This window comes from Flavobacterium sp. UBA4197, from assembly GCF_002379575.1.
In the GTDB taxonomy this organism is placed as follows: Bacteria; Bacteroidota; Bacteroidia; order Flavobacteriales; family Flavobacteriaceae; genus Flavobacterium; species Flavobacterium inviolabile.
Map to the genome: position 1 here is coordinate 14783 of NZ_DFUB01000001.1, position 21421 is coordinate 36203.

Consider the following 21421-nt stretch of genomic DNA (forward strand, 5'->3'; position numbering starts at 1 on the left):
TTTACCTCGTGATAGTTATTGATTTTAACAAGATAAAGGCAAATGAAATTAGTAGTAGATAGTGGCTCTACAAAAGCCGACTGGATTGCATTGGACGAAAACGGAAGTATTCAGTTTACGGCAACCACTTTAGGATTAAATCCGGAAGTACTGGAAAGAGAAGATGTATTATACCGGATCGATCAACGGTTTGACATCTTACATAACAAAGACAAGGTGACTCACCTGTATTTTTATGGAGCCGGCTGCGGAACCGACCGGATGAAAAACTTCCTGACCGGTGTTTTTAAAGAATACTTTACAAATGCCGAAATCGTAGTCCACGAAGATACCTACGCCGCCGTGTTTGCCACAACACCGCGCAATGAAAAAGCCATCGTTTGTATTCTGGGAACAGGTTCCAACTGCAGTTATTATGATGGTAAGGAACTGCACCAGAAAATACAGTCGTTAGGCTATCTGGCAATGGACGATTGCAGCGGTAACCAGTTTGGGCGCCACCTGATACGGGCGTACTATTTTGGAAAAATGCCGCAGGAACTGGCTAAAGAATTTGAAAAAGAGTATGATCTGGATGCCGATGTGCTGAAACATAACTTCTATAAAGTACCCAATCCGAATGCCTTTCTGGCAACCTTTGCCAAGTTTTTAATCAAGCATAAGGATCATGAATTCATCCGGAAGATCGTTTTGCATGACATGCAGGTTTTTGTGGACAATTACATCACCCAGTTTGAAGACTGCCGTGAAATCCCGGTGCACTTCATCGGTTCGATTGCCTACTATCTGAAAGAAGAACTGGAAATGGTCTTAAACGAGAACGGACTAACACTGGGGAATGTGTATCGCAAACCCATAGACGGATTAATTAATTATCACACAGTATAAAATGGAAATAGCTGTTATTGCCCATGATGGTATGAAAGCCGATCTGGTTCAGTTCCTGAACGAACACAAAGCTTTTCTGAAATCGGAAAACATTACTTTAATCGCAACGGGAACTACCGGAAACAAAGCGGAAAATGCGGGATTTAAGGTGTTGAAAATGCTGTCCGGACCATTGGGAGGAGATGCGCAGATTGCGGCCCGTGTGGCAGAAGGAAAATGCAATATGGTCCTGTTCTTTAAAGACCCTTTGGCAAAACACCCTCATGAGCCGGATATTAACATGCTCATAAGGGTGTGTGATGTGCATAATGTGCCGTTAGCAACCAATCAGGCAACTGCCGAATTGCTGCTGAAAGCTATTTCTCTGCAATCATAGAGATTTCTACATTAACGTTTTTTGGCAAACAAGCCACCTGAACCGTTTCACGAGCTGGAGCGGTTTTTTCATTAAAATAAGCACCGTAAACAGCATTTATTCTCGCAAAATCGTTCATGTCGCTAATAAAGATTGTGGTCTTTACGACGTTCTCAAAGGTCATTCCTGCCGCTTCAAGAACAGCGGTCATGTTTTCCATAACCTGTTTGGTTTCCACTTCTATGGAATCCATTACTAAATCTCCTGTAACCGGATCCAAAGCGATCTGGCCGGAAGTATATAATGTGCTGTCATTAACAAGGACTGCCTGGCTGTAAGGTCCGATAGGAGCCGGAGCCTTAGCTGTAAAAATGATTTTTTTCATACTATGTTAGGTAAATTTTTATCGTAAACGACGATCCGGAACACTACGTTTATCCCATTTAATATCGCTAAGAACAGAAGAGCGGATCCCGATAAAGAAGCCCCAATAGGAATAATCTCCGAAAGGAACCCAGTTAAAACTCATACGCCAGCTCAATAAATCCCTTTCAAAACGCAGCTGGGTAAAGGTAACCCCTTTTCGGGCAAAGTCATATCCGGAAGAAACACCCACTTTCCATTTTGGAGTCAGGTCTACGTTTCCGGAAACCATTAACGAGTTGGTTGAAATCTGACTTTCACGGTTGTTGTTCGCATAGGTCAGGGAATAAGCGAACTGTAAATCCCAGGGCAATTCCAGCTGGTAAAACCCTTTAAAATTGTCCTTTTTTTCTACGTCATCATCCTTAAACAAACTCTGACGGTTATCGCTCAAATCGGTAGAACGGCCAAATAAATCATCCGGACGCCCGCCGTTCATAACATTTTGATCGTTATCTTTTTTGTTTTTGTCGCTGCTTGGTCCGAAATCGGAACTGGAAACGCTATAGTTAATGGTAATGTTCGCACTCGTCATACGGAACAGGCTACCACCATTGTCGATGTTATAAGTGTTGATACGTTTTCCGGCATTGTCAATGGCATACATATCCAATGTGGTTCCGAAATTCACATTCATTTTATTGTTTAACAACTGTGTTCCTCCGGAAACCACTACCGGTGACCACGCAAGTGAATCGGCAGCAATATTATAGTTGGTCGAGAAGTTAAGGTTGTTTAACAGCATTACTTTTTTAGGCTCTGTTTTTGCCGGATCGGAATCGCGGACTTTGGCTTCAAAAGTATTACTTAAGCTAAGACCAATGTTGTTGGAATAGTTTTTACCCGGCGCACCGAATATTCCGTTTTCAAATCGGGAATAATCCTGGCGTGTTGCTCCGGTGGCATCAATAGCATAAGTATCGTAATATTTCTCAAAACTCGGTGTATAAGAGTAGGATACGCTCGGACGCATTACGTGGCGTATTGCCTGGATTTTTTTATCGTCACCAAAATTAAAAGTACCGTAAATAGTGGTACCCACATTCGAAGTGAAATTATAGGTTCTGTAAGAGTCGAAACCGTTTACATCGTTAGTGATCACTTTGTTTTGTGTGGCGTCAAACTCTTTGTTGATCGTTTTTAAATACCATACCTCGCTATAGTTTGTTCCGGCAGTTACACTGAAATATTTAAAAACTTTAAAGTTGGTACTAATCGGAATGCTATGTTGAAATCCGGATTTGGCATCGCGGAACATCTGCGACGTAAAAAACAGGGAATCTGTCGTTTTAATACGGTTTTCAGCTCTTAAATTATATTGGAAGTTGATATTTTTAAAAATACCTTTTTTGATTTCATCTTTTTTGGCAAAAGGGAAAATACGGTCAACACTTGCCTGGAAAGTCGGCAGGGTCATGTCGATTGCCTGTGTGTTGGTGTTTTGGGAGTGGGTTGCCGTAACGGAAAAATTTACCTGAGGAACCGTTTGCAACGTTTGCGAGTAGGAAACTGAGGAACTCATGTTGTTGTTCAGGGAAGAACCTACGTTGATCATGTTAAGCGAGTTTCTGAAATACTGGCTACTACCTAAGTTAACAGAAGCCGAAAACCGGGAATTGGGACTTGCTTTGGAATCCTGGGAGTGCGACCATTGGATATTGTACTCCCGCCTCTTGCTGTAATTCGGGAAACCACGCTCGTTCTGGATCTGATTCTCAAAACGGATGTTCACACGGCCGTTAAAATCATAACGCTTGGCATAGTTGCTTTCAAAACGCAGGGCATAACTTCCGTTCGTATAATAATCTCCTAAAACTGCCAGATCGTAATAATCGCTCAAAGCGAAATAATATCCTCCGTTTTGAAGGAAATAACCTTTGTCCCGGGTATCTCCGAATGAAGGAATGATAAAACCGGATGCCGCTTTTTCACTCATCGGGAAATAACCGAAAGGAAGTCCGATAGGCGTTGGAACATCGGCAATAACCATATTCGTTAACCCCACAACAACTTTTTTACCGGGTACGAACTTGATTTTTCGTGCCAGGAAATAATATTCGGGATCTTCAATGTTTTTAGAAGTTGTAAAACGGGCATTTTTCATGAAATAAACCGAATCACTCTCTTTTTTTGAAATTTCAGCCTTGATTCTAAAATCCTGCTGCTCTGTCCGGGAATTCCAGACCTTTGCTTTTTTGGTTTTGATATTAAAACGGATGGAATCCGGTTCAACCACATTCTGACCTTGCTTAAAAACCGGAAATTGTGAGTAATTTCCTAAACTATCTTTGATTCGTCCGGCATATACTTCGTCTTTTTCATAGTCTAAAACGATAATTCCGGACTTTAAATCGATGTCTTTATAGATAAGTTCCGCTTCATTGTATAGCGTTAACTGCTTCTTTTTTTGGTCAATTTTTTCATAGTCTTTCGCTTTTCTCTTCACAATTCCGTCAAGAGAAGACTTCTTTTTTTTGACAGAATCATTTTTTGTTTCTGCTGAAAGTTTTTTCATGCTTTCAGTGCCCAAATGAATGCTATCTTTCTGTTTTTCAGCAGGTATCTTTTTGGTTTGGGATTTGATTTCCTGGGAATAGATTTCATGTTTTCCGGCAAACAGAAAAAATGATAATAAAACGATATGAAATAAGTTTGTACGCAAAGGTTTTAATACTATTTTTGTAAAAATATGGCTCAATTTTTGACGGTTCAAACTTACATATATTTTTTCTCAAAAATAAGCATTTAATAAAATTATAACCATTATCGATAAATTACAAAGACTATGACAGGGAACATCAAGACTAATTTTATAAGCTCACTATTTTTGATACTGTTTTTTCAGGTCGCATTTGCTCAAAATAACTCGAAATTTAAAGTAGTTCTGGATCCCGGTCACGGAGGAAATGATTTCGGTGCGGTCTATCATGGATTTGTAGAAAAAAACAATGCTCTGAATGTAGCCTTAAAAGTAGGGAAGATCTTAGAGAAAGACCCGAATATCCAGGTTATTTACACCCGTAAGACCGACGTATTTATCGAATTGGATGAAAGAGCCAATATCGCAAACAGAAATGATGCGAATATTTTTGTGTCAATTCACTGTAATGCCAATAAAAATACGGTAGCTTCCGGAACGGAAACCTATGTAATGGGGGTTACCCGTAACGCTTCAAACTTGGAAGTTGCGAAAAAAGAGAATGCCGTAGTGACGATGGAGAGTGACTATAAGATGAAATATGACGGTTACGATCCGAATTCTCCGGAATCATTAATTGGAATGACACTTTTACAGGAAGAATACATCGAACAGAGTATTGACCTTGCTGCACGTATTCAGGACGGATTTGAAAACGGACTGGGCAGAAAGAGCAGAGGTGTAAAACAGGCCGGTTTCTTAGTATTGCGAAAAATCTACATGCCGCGTGTTTTGATCGAAATGGGATTCGTGTCCAATAAAGAAGAAGGCGCTTACCTGAGTTCGGATAACGGACAGGAAGATCTGGCAAAAGCCATTGGTGATGCTATCCTGAGCTATAAAAAAGAATACTTCGTACCGGGTGTTTCAGTTGGTCGTGAGGACAAACCAACACCATCTAAAGTAGCAGAAAAAGATACCAGAGAAACCAAAACAAAAGTAGACACTGCTAAAGTAACTAAGGAAATTAAAAAAGAAATAAAACCGGTAGCTTCTAATAAAGGAGTGGTTTTTAAAGTTCAGATCTCTGCCAGCGGAAAGAAATTGGATTTAGTACCCGGTAACTTTAAGGGACTAAACAATATTTCCATGGAAGAAGATAAGAACATTATTAAATATTTTTACGGACAAACCAAGGAGCATTCTGAGGCAAAAGAACTTTTAGCACAAGCTAAGGATAAAGGATTTACGTCGGCATTTATTGTTGCCTACAAAGACGGTAAAAAGATCACTATTCAGGAAGCCTTAAAATAAATCCCGTAATTGAAAATATTTATTTTTAATTTTGCTCATTAAATAATTGAATTTTGAAAATAACAAGAGAAATAAAAACGGCAATTTTAGTCATTACCTCAATCGTAGTATGTTTATGGGGGTACAGTTTTCTAAAAGGTAAAAACCTATTTGATTCCAATCGTAATTTTTATGTAGTATATGACAACGTGGAAGGATTATCACCTTCGGCACCCATTACGATCAACGGATTGGTGGTTGGTAAAATCAGCAGTATCGAAATTCAGAAAAATACCGGGAAATTATTGGTAGAAATGCAGATTAAAAATGATTTTGCCATTTCAAAATCCAGTATTGCCAGTATTTACGAACCGGGATTCATCGGTGGAAAACAAATTGCTATTATTCCTAACTTTAAAGATACTTCCATAGCACAATCCGGCGATTATTTACAAGGAGATGTAAAACAGGGATTAACAGCGAAACTGGAAGATAAATTAGCACCCATCCAGGAAAGACTGGATAAAGTTCTGGCAAATGCCGATGTAATGCTAACCAGTGTAAACAACGTTTTAGACCCGGCAACACAGGCTAACCTGAAAAGTACTATAGCGGAGCTAAACAAAACGCTGACCCATTTTAGTGCGGCTTCTGCTAATGTTGACAAATTATTAGCCGATAACAAAGGAAAACTGGATCATACCATTACCAATATTGATAAAGTGTCGACCAACTTTGCAAAAATGTCCGATACACTGGCTAAAGCAAACCTTGGAAAAACAATCAAAAATCTTGAAACCACATTGGCAAATGTAGACAAGATCATGCTGGATTTACAGGCAGGAAAAGGAACAATGGGTAAATTGTTAAAAGACGAAGCCATGTATAAAAACCTGGCAGGTGCTTCCAAACAATTGGAATTGTTGCTTGGCGATATGAAGTTGAACCCTAAACGATATGTACATTTCTCTTTATTTGGTAAAAAGGCAGCGCCTTATGTAGCCCCTGAAGAAGAAAAGGCTAATTCGGAAGATAAAAAATAATAGCATTAATTACTATTTATATGAGTTATTTAGACAATATACTATTTGCCATCATTCTTATATTAGGAATTGGTTATTTTGCTAAAAATGTAAAAAAACTGATTCGTAATATCAAATTAGGACAGGATGTAGACCGATATGATAATCCTAAAGAGCGATGGAGAAACATGGCAATGATTGCTTTAGGACAATCAAAAATGGTTAAAAGACCTATTGCCGGTGCACTGCATATAGTAGTTTATTTAGGCTTTATTATCATTAATATTGAAGTGCTGGAAATTCTGATTGACGGATTATTCGGAACACACCGGGTTTTCTCCTTTCTGGGTGTTTTCTATAACATCCTGATCGGCTCTTTTGAAGTACTGGCATTATTGGTAATCGTTGCCATTGTCACGTTCTGGATCAGAAGAAATATTGTTAAGCTAAAGCGATTCATTAGCAACGACTTAAAAGGCTGGCCAAAAAGCGATGCAAACAACATCCTGTATTTTGAAACCGTCTTAATGGTTTTATTTCTGGTTTTAAATGCGGCCGATCTGCATTTACAAACATTGGGAGTGGGGCATTACGGTCAGGCGGGAGCTTTCCCGGTATCGCAGTTTATTGCGCCAATATTCAACGGAATGTCAGAAGGAGCAGTAGTGGTAATCGAAAGAGCGGCCTGGTGGTTGCACATCGTTGGGATCCTGATCTTTCTGAACTACCTGTACTTTTCAAAACACTTGCACATCCTGTTGGCTTTCCCCAATACCTATTTTGCGAACTTAAAACCACAGGGGCAATTTGACAACCTGGAATCGGTTACCAAAGAAGTAAAATTAATGATGGACCCAAATGCCGATCCTTTTGCTGCACCGCCGGCAGACGAAACGGCAGTGCATTCTAAATTCGGGGCAAGTGATGTTCAGGATTTAAACTGGGTACAGCTAATGAACGCTTATACCTGTACGGAATGCGGACGTTGTACGTCTTCTTGTCCGGCAAATCAGACAGGTAAAAAACTATCACCAAGAAAGATCATGATGGATACGCGTGATCGTCTGGAAGAAGTTGGAAAAAATATTGATGCCAATAAAGGTGTTTTTATACCGGATGGCAGATCCTTATTGAATGATTACATCACTACAGAAGAATTATGGGCTTGTACGTCCTGTAATGCCTGTGTGGAAGAATGCCCGGTAAATATCAGTCCGCTTTCCATTATTATGGATATGAGAAGATATCTGGTGATGGAGCAAAGTGCGGCACCAACAGAGCTGAACAGTATGATGACCAACATCGAAAACAACGGAGCGCCTTGGCAGTACAACCAAATGGACCGTTTGAACTGGAAAGACGAAAATTAATTTAAAAACAACATTGCAAGTTTTGCAACTATTATAAAAGATATGTCAGCAAATTTAGTAGTTCCTACAATGGCCGAAATGATGGCCCAAGGCAAACAGCCGGAAGTGCTCTTCTGGGTTGGGTGTTCAGGAAGTTTTGACGATAGAGCTAAAAAAATTACAAAAGCATTTGTAAAGATATTAAACCAGGCGAATGTTCCTTTTGCTGTTTTAGGTACGGAAGAAAGCTGTACCGGCGATCCGGCAAAAAGAGCCGGAAACGAATTCCTGTTCCAGATGCAGGCAATGATGAATATCGAAGTCATGAATGCCTATGAAGTAAAGAAAGTCGTGACGGCTTGTCCGCATTGCTTCAATACGATTAAAAACGAATATCCGGGACTTGGAGGAACGTATGAAGTGGTTCACCACACGCAGTTTTTAAAATCCCTTCTGGACGACGGGCGTTTAACTATTGAAGGAGGACAATTCAAAGGAAAAAGAATTACGTTCCACGATCCGTGCTATTTAGGACGTGCCAATAATGTTTATGAAGCACCCCGTGAATTAATCCGGAAACTGGATGCCGAACTGGTAGAGATGAAACGTTCCCGTGCAAACGGACTATGTTGCGGAGCCGGTGGCGCACAGATGTTTAAAGAACCTGAAAAAGGAAACAAAGATATTAATGTGGAGCGTACGGAAGATGCTCTTGAAACCCAGCCTGAAATTATAGCAGCAGGTTGCCCGTTTTGTAATACAATGATGACCGATGGTGTGAAGTTTAAAGAAAAAGAACACGAAATCAAAGTTATGGACGTGGCAGAATTAATTGCTAATGCTAAAGACTTATAATTATGTATGTACCTTTTGATACCTTGCCGGAAGAATCCAAAATCTGGATTTATCAGGCAAACCGAAAATTCTCAGAAGAAGAAATTGCCGAAATAGAAGCTTCTCTTGAGGGTTTTATCAGCAATTGGGCTGCACACGGAACCGGACTGGAAGCTTCCTTTGTAACCAGATATAACCGTTTCATTATACTGGCCGTTAATCAGGAAAAACAATCCGCTACAGGATGCTCCATTGATGCTTCGGTTCAGTTCATCCAGGATTTAGAGAAAAAGTACAGCGTTGATCTTTTAGACAAGATGAATGTTACTTTTAAACTGGGCGAGCATATTGCTCACAAACCGTTGATCGAGTTTAAGAAAATGGCAAAGGAAAAAGCGGTTTCCGAAAACACTATTGTTTTTAATAATCTGGTTAATACCATTGGGGAATGGCAGGATTTTTGGGAAGTTCCTGCTAGCGAAAGCTGGCACAGCCGCTTCTTTTAAAACAAAAAATAAAATACTAATATTAAAAATCATCATGCGGCAATTTGTGCATGATGATTTTATTTATTTAAAAAATACGTTAATGAGATATTCGGTTTTTCTAATATTATTTTGCAGTCAGTTGCTCTTTGCTCAAAGCCCTAAACCTGTTTCAGACTTTTCTGAAGAGCGTGAGAAAACCTGGGTGGATAGTATCTACAATCAATTGACTTTTGAAGAAAAACTGGGACAACTTTTCATGGTAGCGGCTTATTCCAATAAAGATGCAGCACATGTGAAATCGGTTGAAAAACTCGTTACAGACTACAAAGTAGGCGGACTGATCTTTTTTCAGGGTGGCCCGGTGCGTCAGGCAAGACTGACGAACTTTTACCAATCCAAATCCAAAGTACCGCTGTTCATGGGTATTGATGCCGAATGGGGATTGAGCATGCGTCTGGACTCTACCTATCGTTATCCGTGGAATATGACCTTGGGTGCTATTCAGGATATAAAACTGATAGAGAAAATGGGACAGCAAATGGCCATACAGGCAAAACGTATGGGACTGCATTTCAATTTTGCACCGGTGCTGGATATCAATACAAATCCCCGTAACCCTATTATCGGTAACCGTTCATTCGGGGAAAACAAAGAAAATGTAACCAAACGGGCATTGGCGCTGATGAAAGGTATTCAAAGCGAAAATGTATACGCCACCGGAAAACACTTTCCCGGACACGGCGCTACCGAAAACGACTCACATTACACCCTGCCGCTCGTAAACTTTACAAAAGAACGACTGGAAGATGTTGAATTTTACCCATATAAAAAACTATTCAGGGAAGGACTTTCCAGCGTTATGGTCGCCCACTTAAATGTGCCGAGCCTGGAACCGCGTCCGAATTATCCGAGTTCTATTTCGTATGAAGTGGTAACAAACGTACTGAAGAAAGAACTGGGCTTCGACGGATTGATTTTTACCGATGCGCTGAACATGAAAGGCGCCAGCAATTTCAAACAGCCGGGCGATATTGATCTGGAAGCTTTTTTAGCCGGAAACGACGTTTTGTTATTTGCAGAAAACGTTCCGGTTGCCATCGAAAAATTTTGCCAGGCATACAACGACTCGATTTTATCGGATGACCGTATTGAATATTCGGTAAAAAAGATCCTGAAATACAAATACAGAATCGGGCTGAACAAATACAAACCGATTGATTTAAACAACCTGGTTAGCGATTTGAACGCGTCGGAATTTGACGATTTAAACTACCAGCTGTATGAAAATGCCATTACGGTTTTAAAAAATGCCGATAATGAACTGCCGATTGGCGCGCTGGAAAATGAAAACATCGCCTATATAAAACTGGGTGATGATAAGAACGAAACATTCCTGAATACGTTGCGAACCTATGCGCCGGTCACGGAAATCGCATTGGATTCTGTTCCGTTAATGCTGGATAAATTAAAAAACTACAACAAAATAATTGTCGGATTCCACAAAGCGGACGGTGCCTGGAAGAAACATGATTTCACGCCAAAGGAACTATCCCTGTTAAACCTGTTTGCCGGCAGTAATAATGTGATCCTGACCGTTTTTGCAAAGCCGTATACACTGCTGTCCATTGAAAGTTTTGATGTTTTTAAAGGGGTAGTGCTGGCGTATCAGAATAATGACATTGCGCAGACGGTAGCGGCAGAAGTGATTTTTGGCGGAATCGGAGCCAAAGGAAAACTTCCGGTTTCGATTAACAATGCATTTAAGGTTAACGACGGACTGAAAACCAACAAAATTAACCGTCTTGGATTTACAACACCGCAAAATGTGGGAATGAATCCGTACATCCTGGCTAAGATCGACAAGCTCGCTCAAAAAGCAATCGACGGAAAAATGACACCGGGATTACAGATAGTAGTAGCCAGAAAAGGAAAAATTTTCTATCAGAAATCGTTTGGATACCGCGACTATAAAAACACCGATAAGGTAACGAATCAGGATGTCTATGATCTGGCTTCATTAACGAAAATATTGTCGACATTGCCTAACGTTATGCAGTTGTACGATAAGAAAAAACTGGAAATGGATGCTAAACTGGGAACAATGCTGCCGGTTTTTGCCGATACCGATAAAAAGAACATCACTTTAAAAGACATGCTGACGCACCAGGCTCGTTTTCAGGCATGGATTCCTTTTTATCAGAGTACGCTGGACAGCACCAAACGCCCTTCCAAAAAATATTACCGTTTGACGTATTCCCCGGAATTTCCGCTTCAGGTTGATGAAAACCTGTATTTGAGAAAAGACTATTCGGACACGATCATCAAACGAATTGCGATGAGCAAATTGTTGCCGAAAAAAGAATACAAATACAGTGACTTTTCGTTTATCCTGCTTAAAGATTATTTGGAGAAAACCACCCATAAAACATTGGATGTGCTAAGTGATGCCGCTTTCTACAAACCGTTGGGAGCAAGCACTATGACCTATAACCCGTTGCGAAAAATGGATATGGATATTATTCCGCCAACAGAGATTGACAAATACTACCGTTACACCAAAGTTCAGGGCTATGTTCACGATATGGGTGCGGCAATGCAGGATGGTGTAGCCGGACATGCCGGATTGTTTGCCAATGCGGTTGATGTGGCCAAAATGATGCAGATGTACCTTCAAAAAGGAAACTACGGAAACCATCAGTATTTCTCTGAAAAAACCTTTGACGATTTTAATAACTGTGCTTTTTGCAAAGAAGGAAATAGAAGAGGAATAGGATTTGACAAACCGCAATTAGGAAAAGAAGGGCCAACCTGTGGCTGTGTATCGATGACCAGTTTCGGGCATACCGGATTTACCGGAACCATGGCATGGGCCGATCCGGATAAGGAAATTGTATATGTTTTCCTTTCAAACAGAACATTCCCGGAAAGTACGGTAAACAAACTTTCCAAAGAGAATATAAGAGAAGATATTCAGAAAGTGATTTATGAAGCGATAACCGATTAAGCAATCCGATTTCCGTTCTAAAAACAAGTTTTATGCAATCTAAAGCAACAACAGCAGACGCGTATTTTGATGCCTTACCGGACGACCGGAAAGCAGCAATGAATACATTGCGAAAAATTACCAAAGAAAATCTTCCGGAAGGTTTTGAAGAAACCATGAGCTATGGTATGGTAACCTATGTGGTTCCGCATAGTATCTACCCGAACGGTTATCATTGTGATCCCAAACAGGCTTTGCCGTTTTTGAGTATTGCTTCCCAAAAGAACTTTATTGCGGTGTACCACATGGGGATGTATATGGATAAAAACCTGCTGGATTGGTTTGTGGCCGAATATCCCAAACATGTTAAAACAAAACTGGATATGGGGAAAAGCTGTATCCGTTTTAAAAAGATGGAGGCAATTCCGTATGATTTACTGGCGGAACTTTTTACAAAAATGACGGTTGCCGAATGGATTTCAGGCTATGAGAAAGTCTTAAAACGATAACCTTTTTATTTCGTTAATTTTATCTAAAAATCGGTTTTACCTTACTTTTTTACTGTACTTTAGTTTCACTTTTAAAATTAAAAAATGAAAATTGCTATAGTATGTTATCCAACCTTTGGAGGTAGTGGAGTAGTGGCTACAGAGCTGGGCCTGGAACTGGCGCGGAGAGGACACGAAATACACTTTATAACTTACAGTCAGCCGGTTCGTCTGGCCTTATTAAATCACAATATACACTATCACGAAGTACACGTTCCGGAATATCCTTTATTTCATTACCAGCCTTATGAATTAGCGTTGTCGAGCAAGCTGGTGGATATGGTAAAACTGCACAAAATTGAATTGCTGCACGTTCATTATGCCATTCCTCATGCCTATGCCGGCTATATGGCTAAAAAAATGCTGGAAGATGAAGGAATCCGTATCCCGATGGTAACCACCTTACACGGAACGGATATTACTTTAGTGGGGAATCACCCTTTTTATAAGCCTGCTGTAAGTTTTAGTATCAATAAATCGGATGTGGTAACTTCGGTTTCCCAAAGCCTGAAAGACGAAACTTACCGGTTGTTTGATATTGAAAAAGAAATTCAGGTAATTCCCAACTTCATTGAAATTGACAAAAACAGGATAGATGTAAATTCTCCCTGCCATCGTTCTTTAATGGCAACTAAAGAAGAGAAAATCATTACCCATATCAGTAACTTCCGAAAAGTAAAACGCATTCCGGATGTGGTGAAAATCTTCAATGAAATTCAGAAACAGATTCCTTCCAAACTAATGATGGTTGGAGAAGGACCGGAAAAAGAAGTAGCCGAAAAACTATGTGAAGACCTGAACATTACCGATAAGGTTATTTTCTTCGGAAACAGTAATGAGATCGATAAGATATTGTGCTATTCCGATTTGTTCTTACTGCCGTCGGAAACGGAAAGTTTCGGATTAGCTGCTCTGGAAGCCATGGCTTGCGGCGTACCGGTTATTTCAAGTAATTCGGGAGGATTGCCGGAAGTGAACAAGCAGGGATTCTCCGGTTACCTGAGTGATGTGGGTGACGTTATGCAGATGTCTGAAAATGCCGTAAAAATATTGTCGGATGACGAAACCTTACTGCAGTTTAAGAAAAATGCCCTCGAAGTTTCCAAAGAATTTGATATCATGAATGTTTTACCGCTGTATGAGAATTTATACCTCAAGGCCGTAAAAGATTTTTCATAAAAAAAGTCCCGAATACTATTCGGGACTTTTTTATTTAGAAACGGTAACGAATACCTAATGCGATATCCGGACCAAAATTGTCTCCTCTGTAATCATCATTAAAATAAAGTTCAGGACGGAAGTCTAATGATAGCTGTAACGGAATATCGAATACATACTCAATTCCGATATCACCGGCTGCAAAAACGAAAGTACCGCTGTCTTTTACATCAACATGGTAATCGTTTTCATAACTCCAACTGCCCACTCCGGCACCAACACCAGCATACCAGTTAAAGCCACCATCAATGTTCCAAACCCATTGATATAAACCTGATAGTTTGAAAGCATCGGTGTGCTTGCTGTTTCTCCAGCCTAAATCCACTTCAAGACGATTGTTTTTTGAAAGACCTCTCTGATAAGATACTTCTCCACCAAAACCATCATTGTCTCCTAAACGCAGACCTAATGCATTTTTAGAAATTTCCTGAGCTTGTGCGCCAAATGCTAATCCGATTAGCATAAAGGCAGAGAAAAATAGTTTCTTCATAAATAAATAATTTAACAAATAATACCACTCTGCGGTTAGTTTTTAATAAAACCATTTGTAATTCTTTAACAAACGATTTTATGAAGTTACAGAGTGATTTTTCTTTTTAATTAATATGATAAACGTCTAAATATTCCTGTTGCGTTTGATTCGCCGAACTCGGTATTGGTAAAGAGATTCCCGGGGGAAGACCTGCTGCTAACTGATAACTTAAATTGGTATTCGTATGCACCACACCAATGTCTTTTGAAAAATACTGCGTAGAAATAAGAACGTCCTGCGACGGTAGTACTACAAAAGTTATGCCAAAAACCATAGTCGAAACTTTTAAATTAACAATTGTGTTAACAGCTTTTACATTGGTATACGGATCTCCGTTGGGAGAAATATAGTTGGAAAAAGAATTGCCTGCCTTTGAAGTAACCTTATATTCTATTGTTAAGGGATATTCCTGAACGGTTTGCTGCATCACGCCGGTAACCGTACTCAAGAGCTGATTGGGAGCAGCATTTTCTTTAAATATGATAAAATCACTCAGGTTTATATTAATGGGCAGCTGTGCGGCCGGAGTGATCCCTATGGTTCCCGATGCCAGTAACTGGTCACCGGATTTCCGGACACCGTTTTTGTTTAAAGAATTGGAATAAAATCCGGTTGGAAAATCTTTTGCTTTAAACTTCTTATAAGCAGTGCTGGCAATAAGGGTATCGTTAGAAATGTACAAGGAATCTTTTACAGTATTCCCGCTTGCATCGTTGATTTCGTAGGTCCAGTAATTACTGCTTCGCAATGGAAAATAATCGGAAGCCGACGGGTTATCTGTAGTGCTTTCTCCTTCAGAGGAAGAGGAACATGAAGCCAGAAATGCAACAGCAATCAGGGGCAGGTATCGTAATTTCATTTTAGTAAAATGTTTTAGCTAATTTACTAAAATTTGTTAAATAATTAACTTTTCATCAGTATTTTTAGAGAAAGGATTTCCTGGCTTAATTTTGTTTCCAGCTCGAAATAATCCTCTTCATCATCAGCAAAAGCCTCTTTGGTGTGCTGATACAGTTTCCATCGTTTCTTGTTGTATTCCAAAGCGGTTAAATTTTCAACCCAGTCACCGGAATTCAAATAAAGCGTTTTCCCTTTTTTATTTTCTTTGGCTTCGATCTTGGGTTCGTGTATGTGTCCGCAGATCACATAATCGTAATTCTTTTCAATGGCCAGATCGGTAGCGGTGGTTTCAAAATCCGAAATAAACTTCACGGCTTTTTTTACGCTGGCTTTTATCTTTTTGGATAACGAATACGGCTCTTTGCCCATTTTTATCAGGCACCAGTTGATAAAACGGTTCAGCAGGATTAAATAATCATAGCCAATCCCGCCCAGCTTGGCTATCCATTTGGCATGATGAACGGAATTGTCGAAAATATCACCGTGAAAGATCCACGCTTTTTTATCATGGAGCGGTAAGACCAGTTTGTCTACTATGGAAAAATTCCCCATAGTGGTATCGCTGAACTTCCGCAGCATTTCATCATGGTTTCCGGTAATATAATAAACTTTGGTTCCTTTGGAAGAGAAATCAAGTAACCTTTTGACAACCTTTAAATGGGATTTGGGAAAATAAGATTTTCTAAATTGCCAGATGTCAATAATATCGCCGTTTAAGATTAGTATTTTTGGCTTGATACTATTCAGATATTCCAATAATTCTTTGGCATGACAACCATAAGTACCTAAGTGCACATCGGAAATCACTACAATATCAACAATTCTCTTTTTCAATGAATTGAATTTTAAGTTTAACAAATAAACAGGTTTGTTGTTATTAAATATTTAGTGAAACATTAAATAATTATTAGTTTTTTGAGAAAAGTTTATTATTGATAAGCTAACGGAATACCTTATTTTTGTATAAAAATTATACTCATGGCAGGAAATACATTTGGAACACTATACAGGATCACAACTTTTGGAGAATCACATGGAGACGCATTAGGAGGTATTATCGATGGCTGTCCTGCCGGAATAGCTTTGGATTTTGATGCGATTCAACAGGAAATGCAAAGAAGAAAACCCGGTCAGTCGGCTATTGTTACCCAACGAAAAGAAGAAGACGAAGTACAGTTTTTATCCGGAATATTTGAAGGAAAAACAACAGGTACTTCCATCGGGTTTATAGTGCCGAATACCAACCAGAAATCAGACGATTATTCACATATTAAAGATACTTACCGTCCAAGCCATGCCGATTATGTGTATGAGCAGAAATACGGAATAAGAGATTACCGCGGCGGCGGAAGGAGCTCGGCAAGAGAAACCGTGAGCAGAGTAGTGGCAGGAGCTGTTGCAAAACAGGCAATGCCGGAAATTAAGATTAATGCTTTTGTTTCTTCTGTTGGCGATATCTTTATCGACAAACCCTACCAGGCTTTGGATTTTTCCTTAACGGAATCAAATGCGGTGCGTTGTCCGGATCTGGCAACGGCTCAGAAAATGGAAGACTATATTAAAGAAATCCGTAAAGACGGGGATACCGTTGGCGGTACGATTACCTGTGTGATCCAGAATGTGCCGATTGGCCTGGGAGAACCGGTTTTCGACAAGCTTCATGCCGAATTGGGTAAAGCCATGCTTTCCATTAATGCCGTTAAAGGATTTGAATACGGAAGCGGTTTCTGCGGGGCTAAAATGAGAGGAAGCGAACACAATGACCTGTACAATGCTGACGGGACAACAAAGAGCAATCTTTCCGGCGGAATCCAGGGAGGTATCAGCAATGGAATGGATATCTATTTCAGGGTCGCTTTTAAACCGGTAGCCACCATTATGCAAAAACAGGAAGTTCTTGATAATAAAGGCAATCTGATCGAACAGCAGGGGAAAGGACGTCATGATCCGTGTGTGGTGCCGCGTGCAGTACCTATCGTTGAAGCAATGGCAGCCATTGTTTTATTGGATTTTTACCTTAGAAAATAAGAAAATTAGTAAAAAAAATAGCTTTTATCCAAAACCTTAAGTTAATCTTAAGGTTTTTTTGTATGTATTAACGTTGCTGTAGGGATTTTCCGAATTAACATATTTGTAGTTTTTTACTTAAATTTTAGTCGTTAAATTTACTTTTATTAATCTAAAAATATATTTAATGAAAAGAACATTACTTTTTGCAGGTCTGCTATTTGGAACGCTATTTAGTGCGAATGCACAAACTACTATTTTTCAGGAAAATTTTGAAAACAATGCCACTTTAGCGGGATGGACACTTCATAATGTAGACGGATTAACGCCAAACGGAACCTATGCGGGAGTATTTGGAACAAATGCCTGGGCTGTTGTTTCCTGGACTTCAGAAGCGGGAAATAAAGTAGCCTCTACAACATCATGGTTTAATCCTGCCGGACAGGCAGACAGATGGTTAGTGTCGCCGCAAATTGCAGTGCCGGCTAATAATGTAGTTGAATTAAAATTCAATGCGAAATCCGGAGATACCGATCCTGCTTTCAGAGATGGTTATACCGTATATGTTTCTACCACCGGAACCAGTATTGCAAATTTCGGGACTACCGTTTATAATATCTCAGCAGAGGTGAATACCTGGCAAAATAAAACGATAGATCTATCCCAATTTGCCGGACAGAATATCTACATTGCCTGGAGAAATAATAATAGTGACAAGAATTTGCTGAGCATCGATAATGTTGCGATTACCGCTACAGCAACGGCTTCAACTGCCGATTTCTTAGCGTCTAAACTATCCGTTTTCCCTAACCCGGCTAATGATGTAGTTACGATTACGAACAATGCGAATCTTTTAATCAATGCTGTTCAGGTTAACGACATCAATGGCAGAACTGTAAAAGCTGTTAAACTGGATGCGGTATCTGAAGCTCAGGTAAATGTTTCGGAATTAAACGCAGGTGTTTATTTTATGAATATCACGACTAACGAAGGTGTTAGCACTAAAAAGATCGTTAAAAAATAATTTAATTTTTTTTCTGAATGTAAGAACGGGATTAGAAATTTTCTAATCCCGTTCTTTTTTCTTTTTATCGGTATTCATCATAAAGAATACAATCCCTATAAGACAAAATACAACCAGTGAAAAGATACCAATCATAATAAAGGCACCGTTTGACCAGGAATACAAAGGCATTGCCAGTTTTTCCATAAAGTATAAGATTTAAGTTTCAATCAAATATATACTTTAAAAAAAGATAAAATAATGATAATTATCAGTTTTACAGGAATTTAGCCTTTATTTCCGGAGTAGGCATCATACAGCTTTCTTTTTTGCCGTACCATTTGTAGCGGTTTCGGGCAACATAATCGTAAACGGCATTGGCAATGGCTTTCGGAACCAGTGAAAACACGCCCATAAGAGCATATACGCCACCTATTGTTTTAGCAATACTAATAGCCGCATCTGCCTTGTAATGATAGGCAATTCCCGGTTCGTATAAAATAATACTGTCGGTTTTGGCAGTATCAATACCGATATACCGGATCACCTGTTGTCCCAGTTCCGACTGTAGCGGAAGAAAGCGGAAAACATCATTCTTGTCATGCCTGATGATAAACTGCACAGAATTGTCACACAGGTTGCAGAAACCGTCAAAAAGCACAATCTTTTTATCTTTAGGTAAACCTTCCATTCGTTATTTTTTTCTTTCCACAAGCTCTAAACCGTCCAGATCCACTTTGGAAGTGAAAATCCCGTAGTTAACCGTTGCTTTATTCTTTTCAATAGCATCAATACTGCCCACGGCTTTACCGTCAAGCATACGCACGCGGTCGCCTACTTTTAAAGGAATCTTAGGTTTGTTGCTTTCCTCTTTGATGGCTTTTATTTTCTTTTCTTTCTTCTCTTTACGGATTTCTTCAACCTTGACTTTTACTTCTTCGATGATCTCTTTCTGAACTATTTCCTTCGCTTTTTTCTCTTTAACGGTAACTTTTTTACGCTTGGAATTTTCAATTTCCACCATTTTCAAAAACTCACCGATAAGCTCTTTTTTGTTCTTGTTGTTAAAGTACTTTTCCGAAATATCGTCCATCTTCTGACCCATATAGATCAAACGCTGGTTAGCATCATACAATTCCTGGTAGCTTTCCAGTTTTTGCTGGATCTTGGTATTGATGCCTTCCATTTTCTTGCTTTCCTCACGGGCTTTGCTCTCTTCTTCCTTCAAATTCTGAGAGGTTTTTTCAAGCTTGGAACGTTCTTTCTGTAAGTTGGCTATGGTTTTGTCAAAACGCACTTTATCGCCTTCAACTTTCTTCTTGGCACGATTGATCAATCCGTATGGAATACCGTTTTTCTGGGCTACTTCAAACGTAAAGGAACTTCCTGCCTGACCCAGATGCAGTTTGTACATCGGCTCTAAGGATTTCTCGTCAAAAAGCATGTTGGCATTTGTGGCAAACGGCAATTCGTTCGCCAGGATTTTTAAATTCGTATAATGCGTGGTAATGATTCCGAACGCTTCCCGGTGGTAGAACTCTTCCAGAAACGTTTCGGCCAAAGCTCCACCCAGTTCCGGATCGGAACCCGTTCCGAATTCGTCAATCAGGAATAAGGTCTTGGAATTACATTTTTTAAGGAAGTAATTCATATTCTTCAAACGGTAGCTATACGTACTCAAATGATTTTCAATCGACTGATTATCGCCGATATCGGTTAATATCCTGTCAAATAAGAACGTTTCACTGCGCTCGTGTACCGGAATTAAAATCCCGCTTTGCAGCATTAACTGCAGCAAACCGATGGTTTTTAAGGTAATACTCTTTCCGCCGGCATTAGGGCCGGAAATCACGATGATCCGGTTCTCATCATTCAGCTCAATGGTCTGCGGATAGGTAGGCGCATTTTTCTGCTTGTTGTTCAGGTATAAAATAGGATGGTAGGCCTCGCGGAAAAACAATCTTTTTTCATTGGTGATTGTAGGCAGGATACCGTTGATTCTATAGGCATATTTGGCTTTTCCGGCAACAATATCAATATCGCTCAGAAATTCCTGGTACTGTTTTAAAAGCTCCAGATACGGACGGATAGTGTTCGTCAGCTGTTTTAAAATACGCGTTATTTCCTCACGCTCTTCATATTCCAGGTTGCTTAATTCACGGGAATAGCGCAAAGTCGCTTCCGGTTCGATATAGGTAATGCTTCCGGTTTTGGAATTGCCCAGTATGGTTCCTTTTACTTTACGGCGGTACATGGCCAAAACGGCAAGAACACGGCGGTTGTCGACGATCGTTTCGCGGATGTCGTCCAGATATCCCAGGCTGTTATAACTGGAAAGTGCCGTTCCGAAACTCTGGTTGATTTTTCCGCGTACCAGGTTCATGTTACGGCGGATTTCCACCAGCGCCGGGGAGGCATTATCCTTAATTTCCCCGTATTTGTCAACAACCTCATCAATTTTCTGAACGATGAATTTTGTCAGTTCCACTTCCGAAGCCTTTTCGTTTAACTTGGGATAATAATCCTCAAATTTTCTGAAAAACAAAAGCAGCGTATTAACGGTTTCCGACAAAGCACTTATTTTTCTAAAGCTGCTCAGCTCCAGAAAACTGTCCTCAATGGCCAGAAACTTAAGCTCATTGGTAATAGTATCGAAATAATGATTCGGTATGGCGTTGTTATTGGTAAACGAAGAAACGTACTCGGATGTCTGTAATAATGCATCCATCAGGGTTTCCTGATCTTTATAGGGTATAATTTCAAGAGCTTTATTTTTCCCGATTTCGGTATTGCAAATATCCGAAATGGTATTCAGTATCGTTCTGAATTCTAAATCTTGAAGGGTTTTATCGGTAATTGAAATCATTTTAAAAAGTTGAATTGCAAATTTACAAAGAAGCCCAATCGCTAAGGCTAAATGTCTGCTAAAAATACTATTTT

General features: G+C 39.7%; 20 protein-coding genes. 12 read left to right on the forward strand and 8 right to left on the reverse strand.

Translation table 11 applies throughout. The features are described 5' to 3' along the window. The first annotated feature begins 42 nt into the window (after positions 1-42). Both B3394_RS00070 and B3394_RS00075 read left to right on the forward strand, forming a co-directional pair. A complete protein-coding gene (locus B3394_RS00070; RefSeq protein ID WP_286911781.1) occupies positions 43-888 on the forward strand; it encodes a BadF/BadG/BcrA/BcrD ATPase family protein in 846 nt (281 codons plus the stop codon). 1 nt (position 889) lies between these two features. After that, positions 890-1264, forward strand: a complete 375-nt coding sequence (locus B3394_RS00075; RefSeq protein WP_177734833.1) for a methylglyoxal synthase — start codon at positions 890-892, stop codon at positions 1262-1264. Here B3394_RS00075 and B3394_RS00080 read toward each other — a convergent pair. Next, on the reverse strand, positions 1245-1628 hold the full coding sequence (locus B3394_RS00080; RefSeq protein WP_177734831.1) for a RidA family protein: 384 nt from the start codon (positions 1626-1628) through the stop codon (positions 1245-1247). The genes B3394_RS00075 and B3394_RS00080 overlap by 20 nt on opposite strands. 18 nt (positions 1629-1646) lie before the next feature. Beyond that, positions 1647-4181 (reverse strand): putative LPS assembly protein LptD, encoded by a 2535-nt coding sequence (locus tag B3394_RS00085; RefSeq protein WP_394353030.1) that lies wholly within the window; start codon positions 4179-4181, stop codon positions 1647-1649. 270 nt (positions 4182-4451) lie between these two features. On the opposite strand from B3394_RS00085, the gene B3394_RS00090 reads away from it, so the two are divergent. The 8 genes from B3394_RS00090 to bshA all read left to right on the forward strand — a co-directional run bounded on the left by B3394_RS00090 (position 4452) and on the right by bshA (position 14000). Continuing rightward, on the forward strand, positions 4452-5618 hold the full coding sequence (locus B3394_RS00090) for an N-acetylmuramoyl-L-alanine amidase family protein (protein WP_177734827.1): 1167 nt from the start codon (positions 4452-4454) through the stop codon (positions 5616-5618). A 53-nt stretch (positions 5619-5671) separates the two neighbouring features. Further along, positions 5672-6640 (forward strand): MlaD family protein, encoded by a 969-nt coding sequence (locus B3394_RS00095; RefSeq protein ID WP_286911782.1) that lies wholly within the window; start codon positions 5672-5674, stop codon positions 6638-6640. Between the two features lie 20 nt (positions 6641-6660). Next, positions 6661-7989 carry a (Fe-S)-binding protein gene (locus B3394_RS00100; protein ID WP_286911783.1) on the forward strand — a complete coding sequence of 443 codons (1329 nt, stop codon included), beginning with the start codon at positions 6661-6663 and terminating at the stop codon, positions 7987-7989. A gap of 42 nt (positions 7990-8031) precedes the next feature. Further along, entirely contained in the window at positions 8032-8823 is a 792-nt protein-coding gene (locus B3394_RS00105) for a (Fe-S)-binding protein (RefSeq protein ID WP_177734821.1), read from the forward strand. Positions 8824-8825: 2 nt separating this feature from the next. Then, complete coding sequence (locus B3394_RS00110; RefSeq protein ID WP_177734819.1) at positions 8826-9308, forward strand: ABC transporter ATPase; 483 nt, start codon at positions 8826-8828, stop codon at positions 9306-9308. A gap of 82 nt (positions 9309-9390) precedes the next feature. Further along, on the forward strand, positions 9391-12294 hold the full coding sequence (locus tag B3394_RS00115; protein ID WP_286911784.1) for a glycoside hydrolase family 3 N-terminal domain-containing protein: 2904 nt from the start codon (positions 9391-9393) through the stop codon (positions 12292-12294). Positions 12295-12326: 32 nt separating this feature from the next. After that, positions 12327-12782, forward strand: coding sequence for a DUF1801 domain-containing protein (locus tag B3394_RS00120; RefSeq protein WP_273246358.1), 456 nt, complete (start codon positions 12327-12329; stop codon positions 12780-12782). Between the two features lie 84 nt (positions 12783-12866). Then, positions 12867-14000, forward strand: coding sequence for an N-acetyl-alpha-D-glucosaminyl L-malate synthase BshA (gene bshA / locus B3394_RS00125; protein WP_177734813.1), 1134 nt, complete (start codon positions 12867-12869; stop codon positions 13998-14000). A gap of 34 nt (positions 14001-14034) precedes the next feature. On the opposite strand, the gene B3394_RS00130 is transcribed toward bshA, so the two are convergent. The 3 genes from B3394_RS00130 to B3394_RS00140 all read right to left on the reverse strand — a co-directional run bounded on the left by B3394_RS00130 (position 14035) and on the right by B3394_RS00140 (position 16305). Further along, complete coding sequence (locus tag B3394_RS00130; RefSeq protein WP_177734811.1) at positions 14035-14529, reverse strand: hypothetical protein; 495 nt, start codon at positions 14527-14529, stop codon at positions 14035-14037. A 106-nt stretch (positions 14530-14635) separates the two neighbouring features. Next, positions 14636-15430, reverse strand: coding sequence for a hypothetical protein (locus B3394_RS00135; protein WP_286911785.1), 795 nt, complete (start codon positions 15428-15430; stop codon positions 14636-14638). 44 nt (positions 15431-15474) lie between these two features. Beyond that, on the reverse strand, positions 15475-16305 hold the full coding sequence (locus tag B3394_RS00140; protein WP_177734807.1) for a UDP-2,3-diacylglucosamine diphosphatase: 831 nt from the start codon (positions 16303-16305) through the stop codon (positions 15475-15477). 144 nt (positions 16306-16449) lie between these two features. On the opposite strand from B3394_RS00140, the gene aroC reads away from it, so the two are divergent. Beyond that, positions 16450-17499 carry a chorismate synthase gene (gene aroC / locus B3394_RS00145; protein WP_273246356.1) on the forward strand — a complete coding sequence of 350 codons (1050 nt, stop codon included), beginning with the start codon at positions 16450-16452 and terminating at the stop codon, positions 17497-17499. A 166-nt stretch (positions 17500-17665) separates the two neighbouring features. Next, entirely contained in the window at positions 17666-18502 is an 837-nt protein-coding gene (locus tag B3394_RS00150; RefSeq protein WP_177734803.1) for a T9SS-dependent choice-of-anchor J family protein, read from the forward strand. 42 nt (positions 18503-18544) lie between these two features. Here the strand turns inward: B3394_RS00150 and B3394_RS00155 are convergent, their stop codons facing one another. From B3394_RS00155 to B3394_RS00165, 3 genes are all read right to left on the reverse strand, one after another. Then, the gene (locus tag B3394_RS00155; protein WP_177734800.1) at positions 18545-18688 is read right to left on the reverse strand and encodes a hypothetical protein; all 144 of its coding nucleotides are present in this window, start codon (positions 18686-18688) and stop codon (positions 18545-18547) included. 70 nt (positions 18689-18758) lie between these two features. Further along, a complete protein-coding gene (locus tag B3394_RS00160) occupies positions 18759-19172 on the reverse strand; it encodes a thiol-disulfide oxidoreductase DCC family protein (protein ID WP_286911786.1) in 414 nt (137 codons plus the stop codon). A gap of 3 nt (positions 19173-19175) precedes the next feature. Then, positions 19176-21347 (reverse strand): endonuclease MutS2, encoded by a 2172-nt coding sequence (locus B3394_RS00165; RefSeq protein WP_286911787.1) that lies wholly within the window; start codon positions 21345-21347, stop codon positions 19176-19178. Positions 21348-21421: the final 74 nt, after the last annotated feature.

What these genes read in the sequence shown, in the direction of transcription:
- B3394_RS00070 (WP_286911781.1), top strand. Translation starts at nt 43, where the DNA reads ATGAAATTAGTAGTAGATAGTGGCTCTACAAAAGCCGACTGGATTGCA.
- B3394_RS00075 (WP_177734833.1), top strand. Translation starts at nt 890, where the DNA reads ATGGAAATAGCTGTTATTGCCCATGATGGTATGAAAGCCGATCTGGTT.
- B3394_RS00080 (WP_177734831.1), bottom strand. Translation starts at nt 1,628, where the DNA reads ATGAAAAAAATCATTTTTACAGCTAAGGCTCCGGCTCCTATCGGACCT.
- B3394_RS00085 (WP_394353030.1), bottom strand. Translation starts at nt 4,181, where the DNA reads ATGAAAAAACTTTCAGCAGAAACAAAAAATGATTCTGTCAAAAAAAAG.
- B3394_RS00090 (WP_177734827.1), top strand. Translation starts at nt 4,452, where the DNA reads ATGACAGGGAACATCAAGACTAATTTTATAAGCTCACTATTTTTGATA.
- B3394_RS00100 (WP_286911783.1), top strand. Translation starts at nt 6,661, where the DNA reads ATGAGTTATTTAGACAATATACTATTTGCCATCATTCTTATATTAGGA.
- B3394_RS00105 (WP_177734821.1), top strand. Translation starts at nt 8,032, where the DNA reads ATGTCAGCAAATTTAGTAGTTCCTACAATGGCCGAAATGATGGCCCAA.
- B3394_RS00110 (WP_177734819.1), top strand. Translation starts at nt 8,826, where the DNA reads ATGTATGTACCTTTTGATACCTTGCCGGAAGAATCCAAAATCTGGATT.
- B3394_RS00115 (WP_286911784.1), top strand. Translation starts at nt 9,391, where the DNA reads ATGAGATATTCGGTTTTTCTAATATTATTTTGCAGTCAGTTGCTCTTT.
- B3394_RS00120 (WP_273246358.1), top strand. Translation starts at nt 12,327, where the DNA reads ATGCAATCTAAAGCAACAACAGCAGACGCGTATTTTGATGCCTTACCG.
- bshA (WP_177734813.1), top strand. Translation starts at nt 12,867, where the DNA reads ATGAAAATTGCTATAGTATGTTATCCAACCTTTGGAGGTAGTGGAGTA.
- B3394_RS00130 (WP_177734811.1), bottom strand. Translation starts at nt 14,529, where the DNA reads ATGAAGAAACTATTTTTCTCTGCCTTTATGCTAATCGGATTAGCATTT.
- B3394_RS00135 (WP_286911785.1), bottom strand. Translation starts at nt 15,430, where the DNA reads ATGAAATTACGATACCTGCCCCTGATTGCTGTTGCATTTCTGGCTTCA.
- aroC (WP_273246356.1), top strand. Translation starts at nt 16,450, where the DNA reads ATGGCAGGAAATACATTTGGAACACTATACAGGATCACAACTTTTGGA.
- B3394_RS00150 (WP_177734803.1), top strand. Translation starts at nt 17,666, where the DNA reads ATGAAAAGAACATTACTTTTTGCAGGTCTGCTATTTGGAACGCTATTT.
- B3394_RS00155 (WP_177734800.1), bottom strand. Translation starts at nt 18,688, where the DNA reads ATGGAAAAACTGGCAATGCCTTTGTATTCCTGGTCAAACGGTGCCTTT.
- B3394_RS00160 (WP_286911786.1), bottom strand. Translation starts at nt 19,172, where the DNA reads ATGGAAGGTTTACCTAAAGATAAAAAGATTGTGCTTTTTGACGGTTTC.
- B3394_RS00165 (WP_286911787.1), bottom strand. Translation starts at nt 21,347, where the DNA reads ATGATTTCAATTACCGATAAAACCCTTCAAGATTTAGAATTCAGAACG.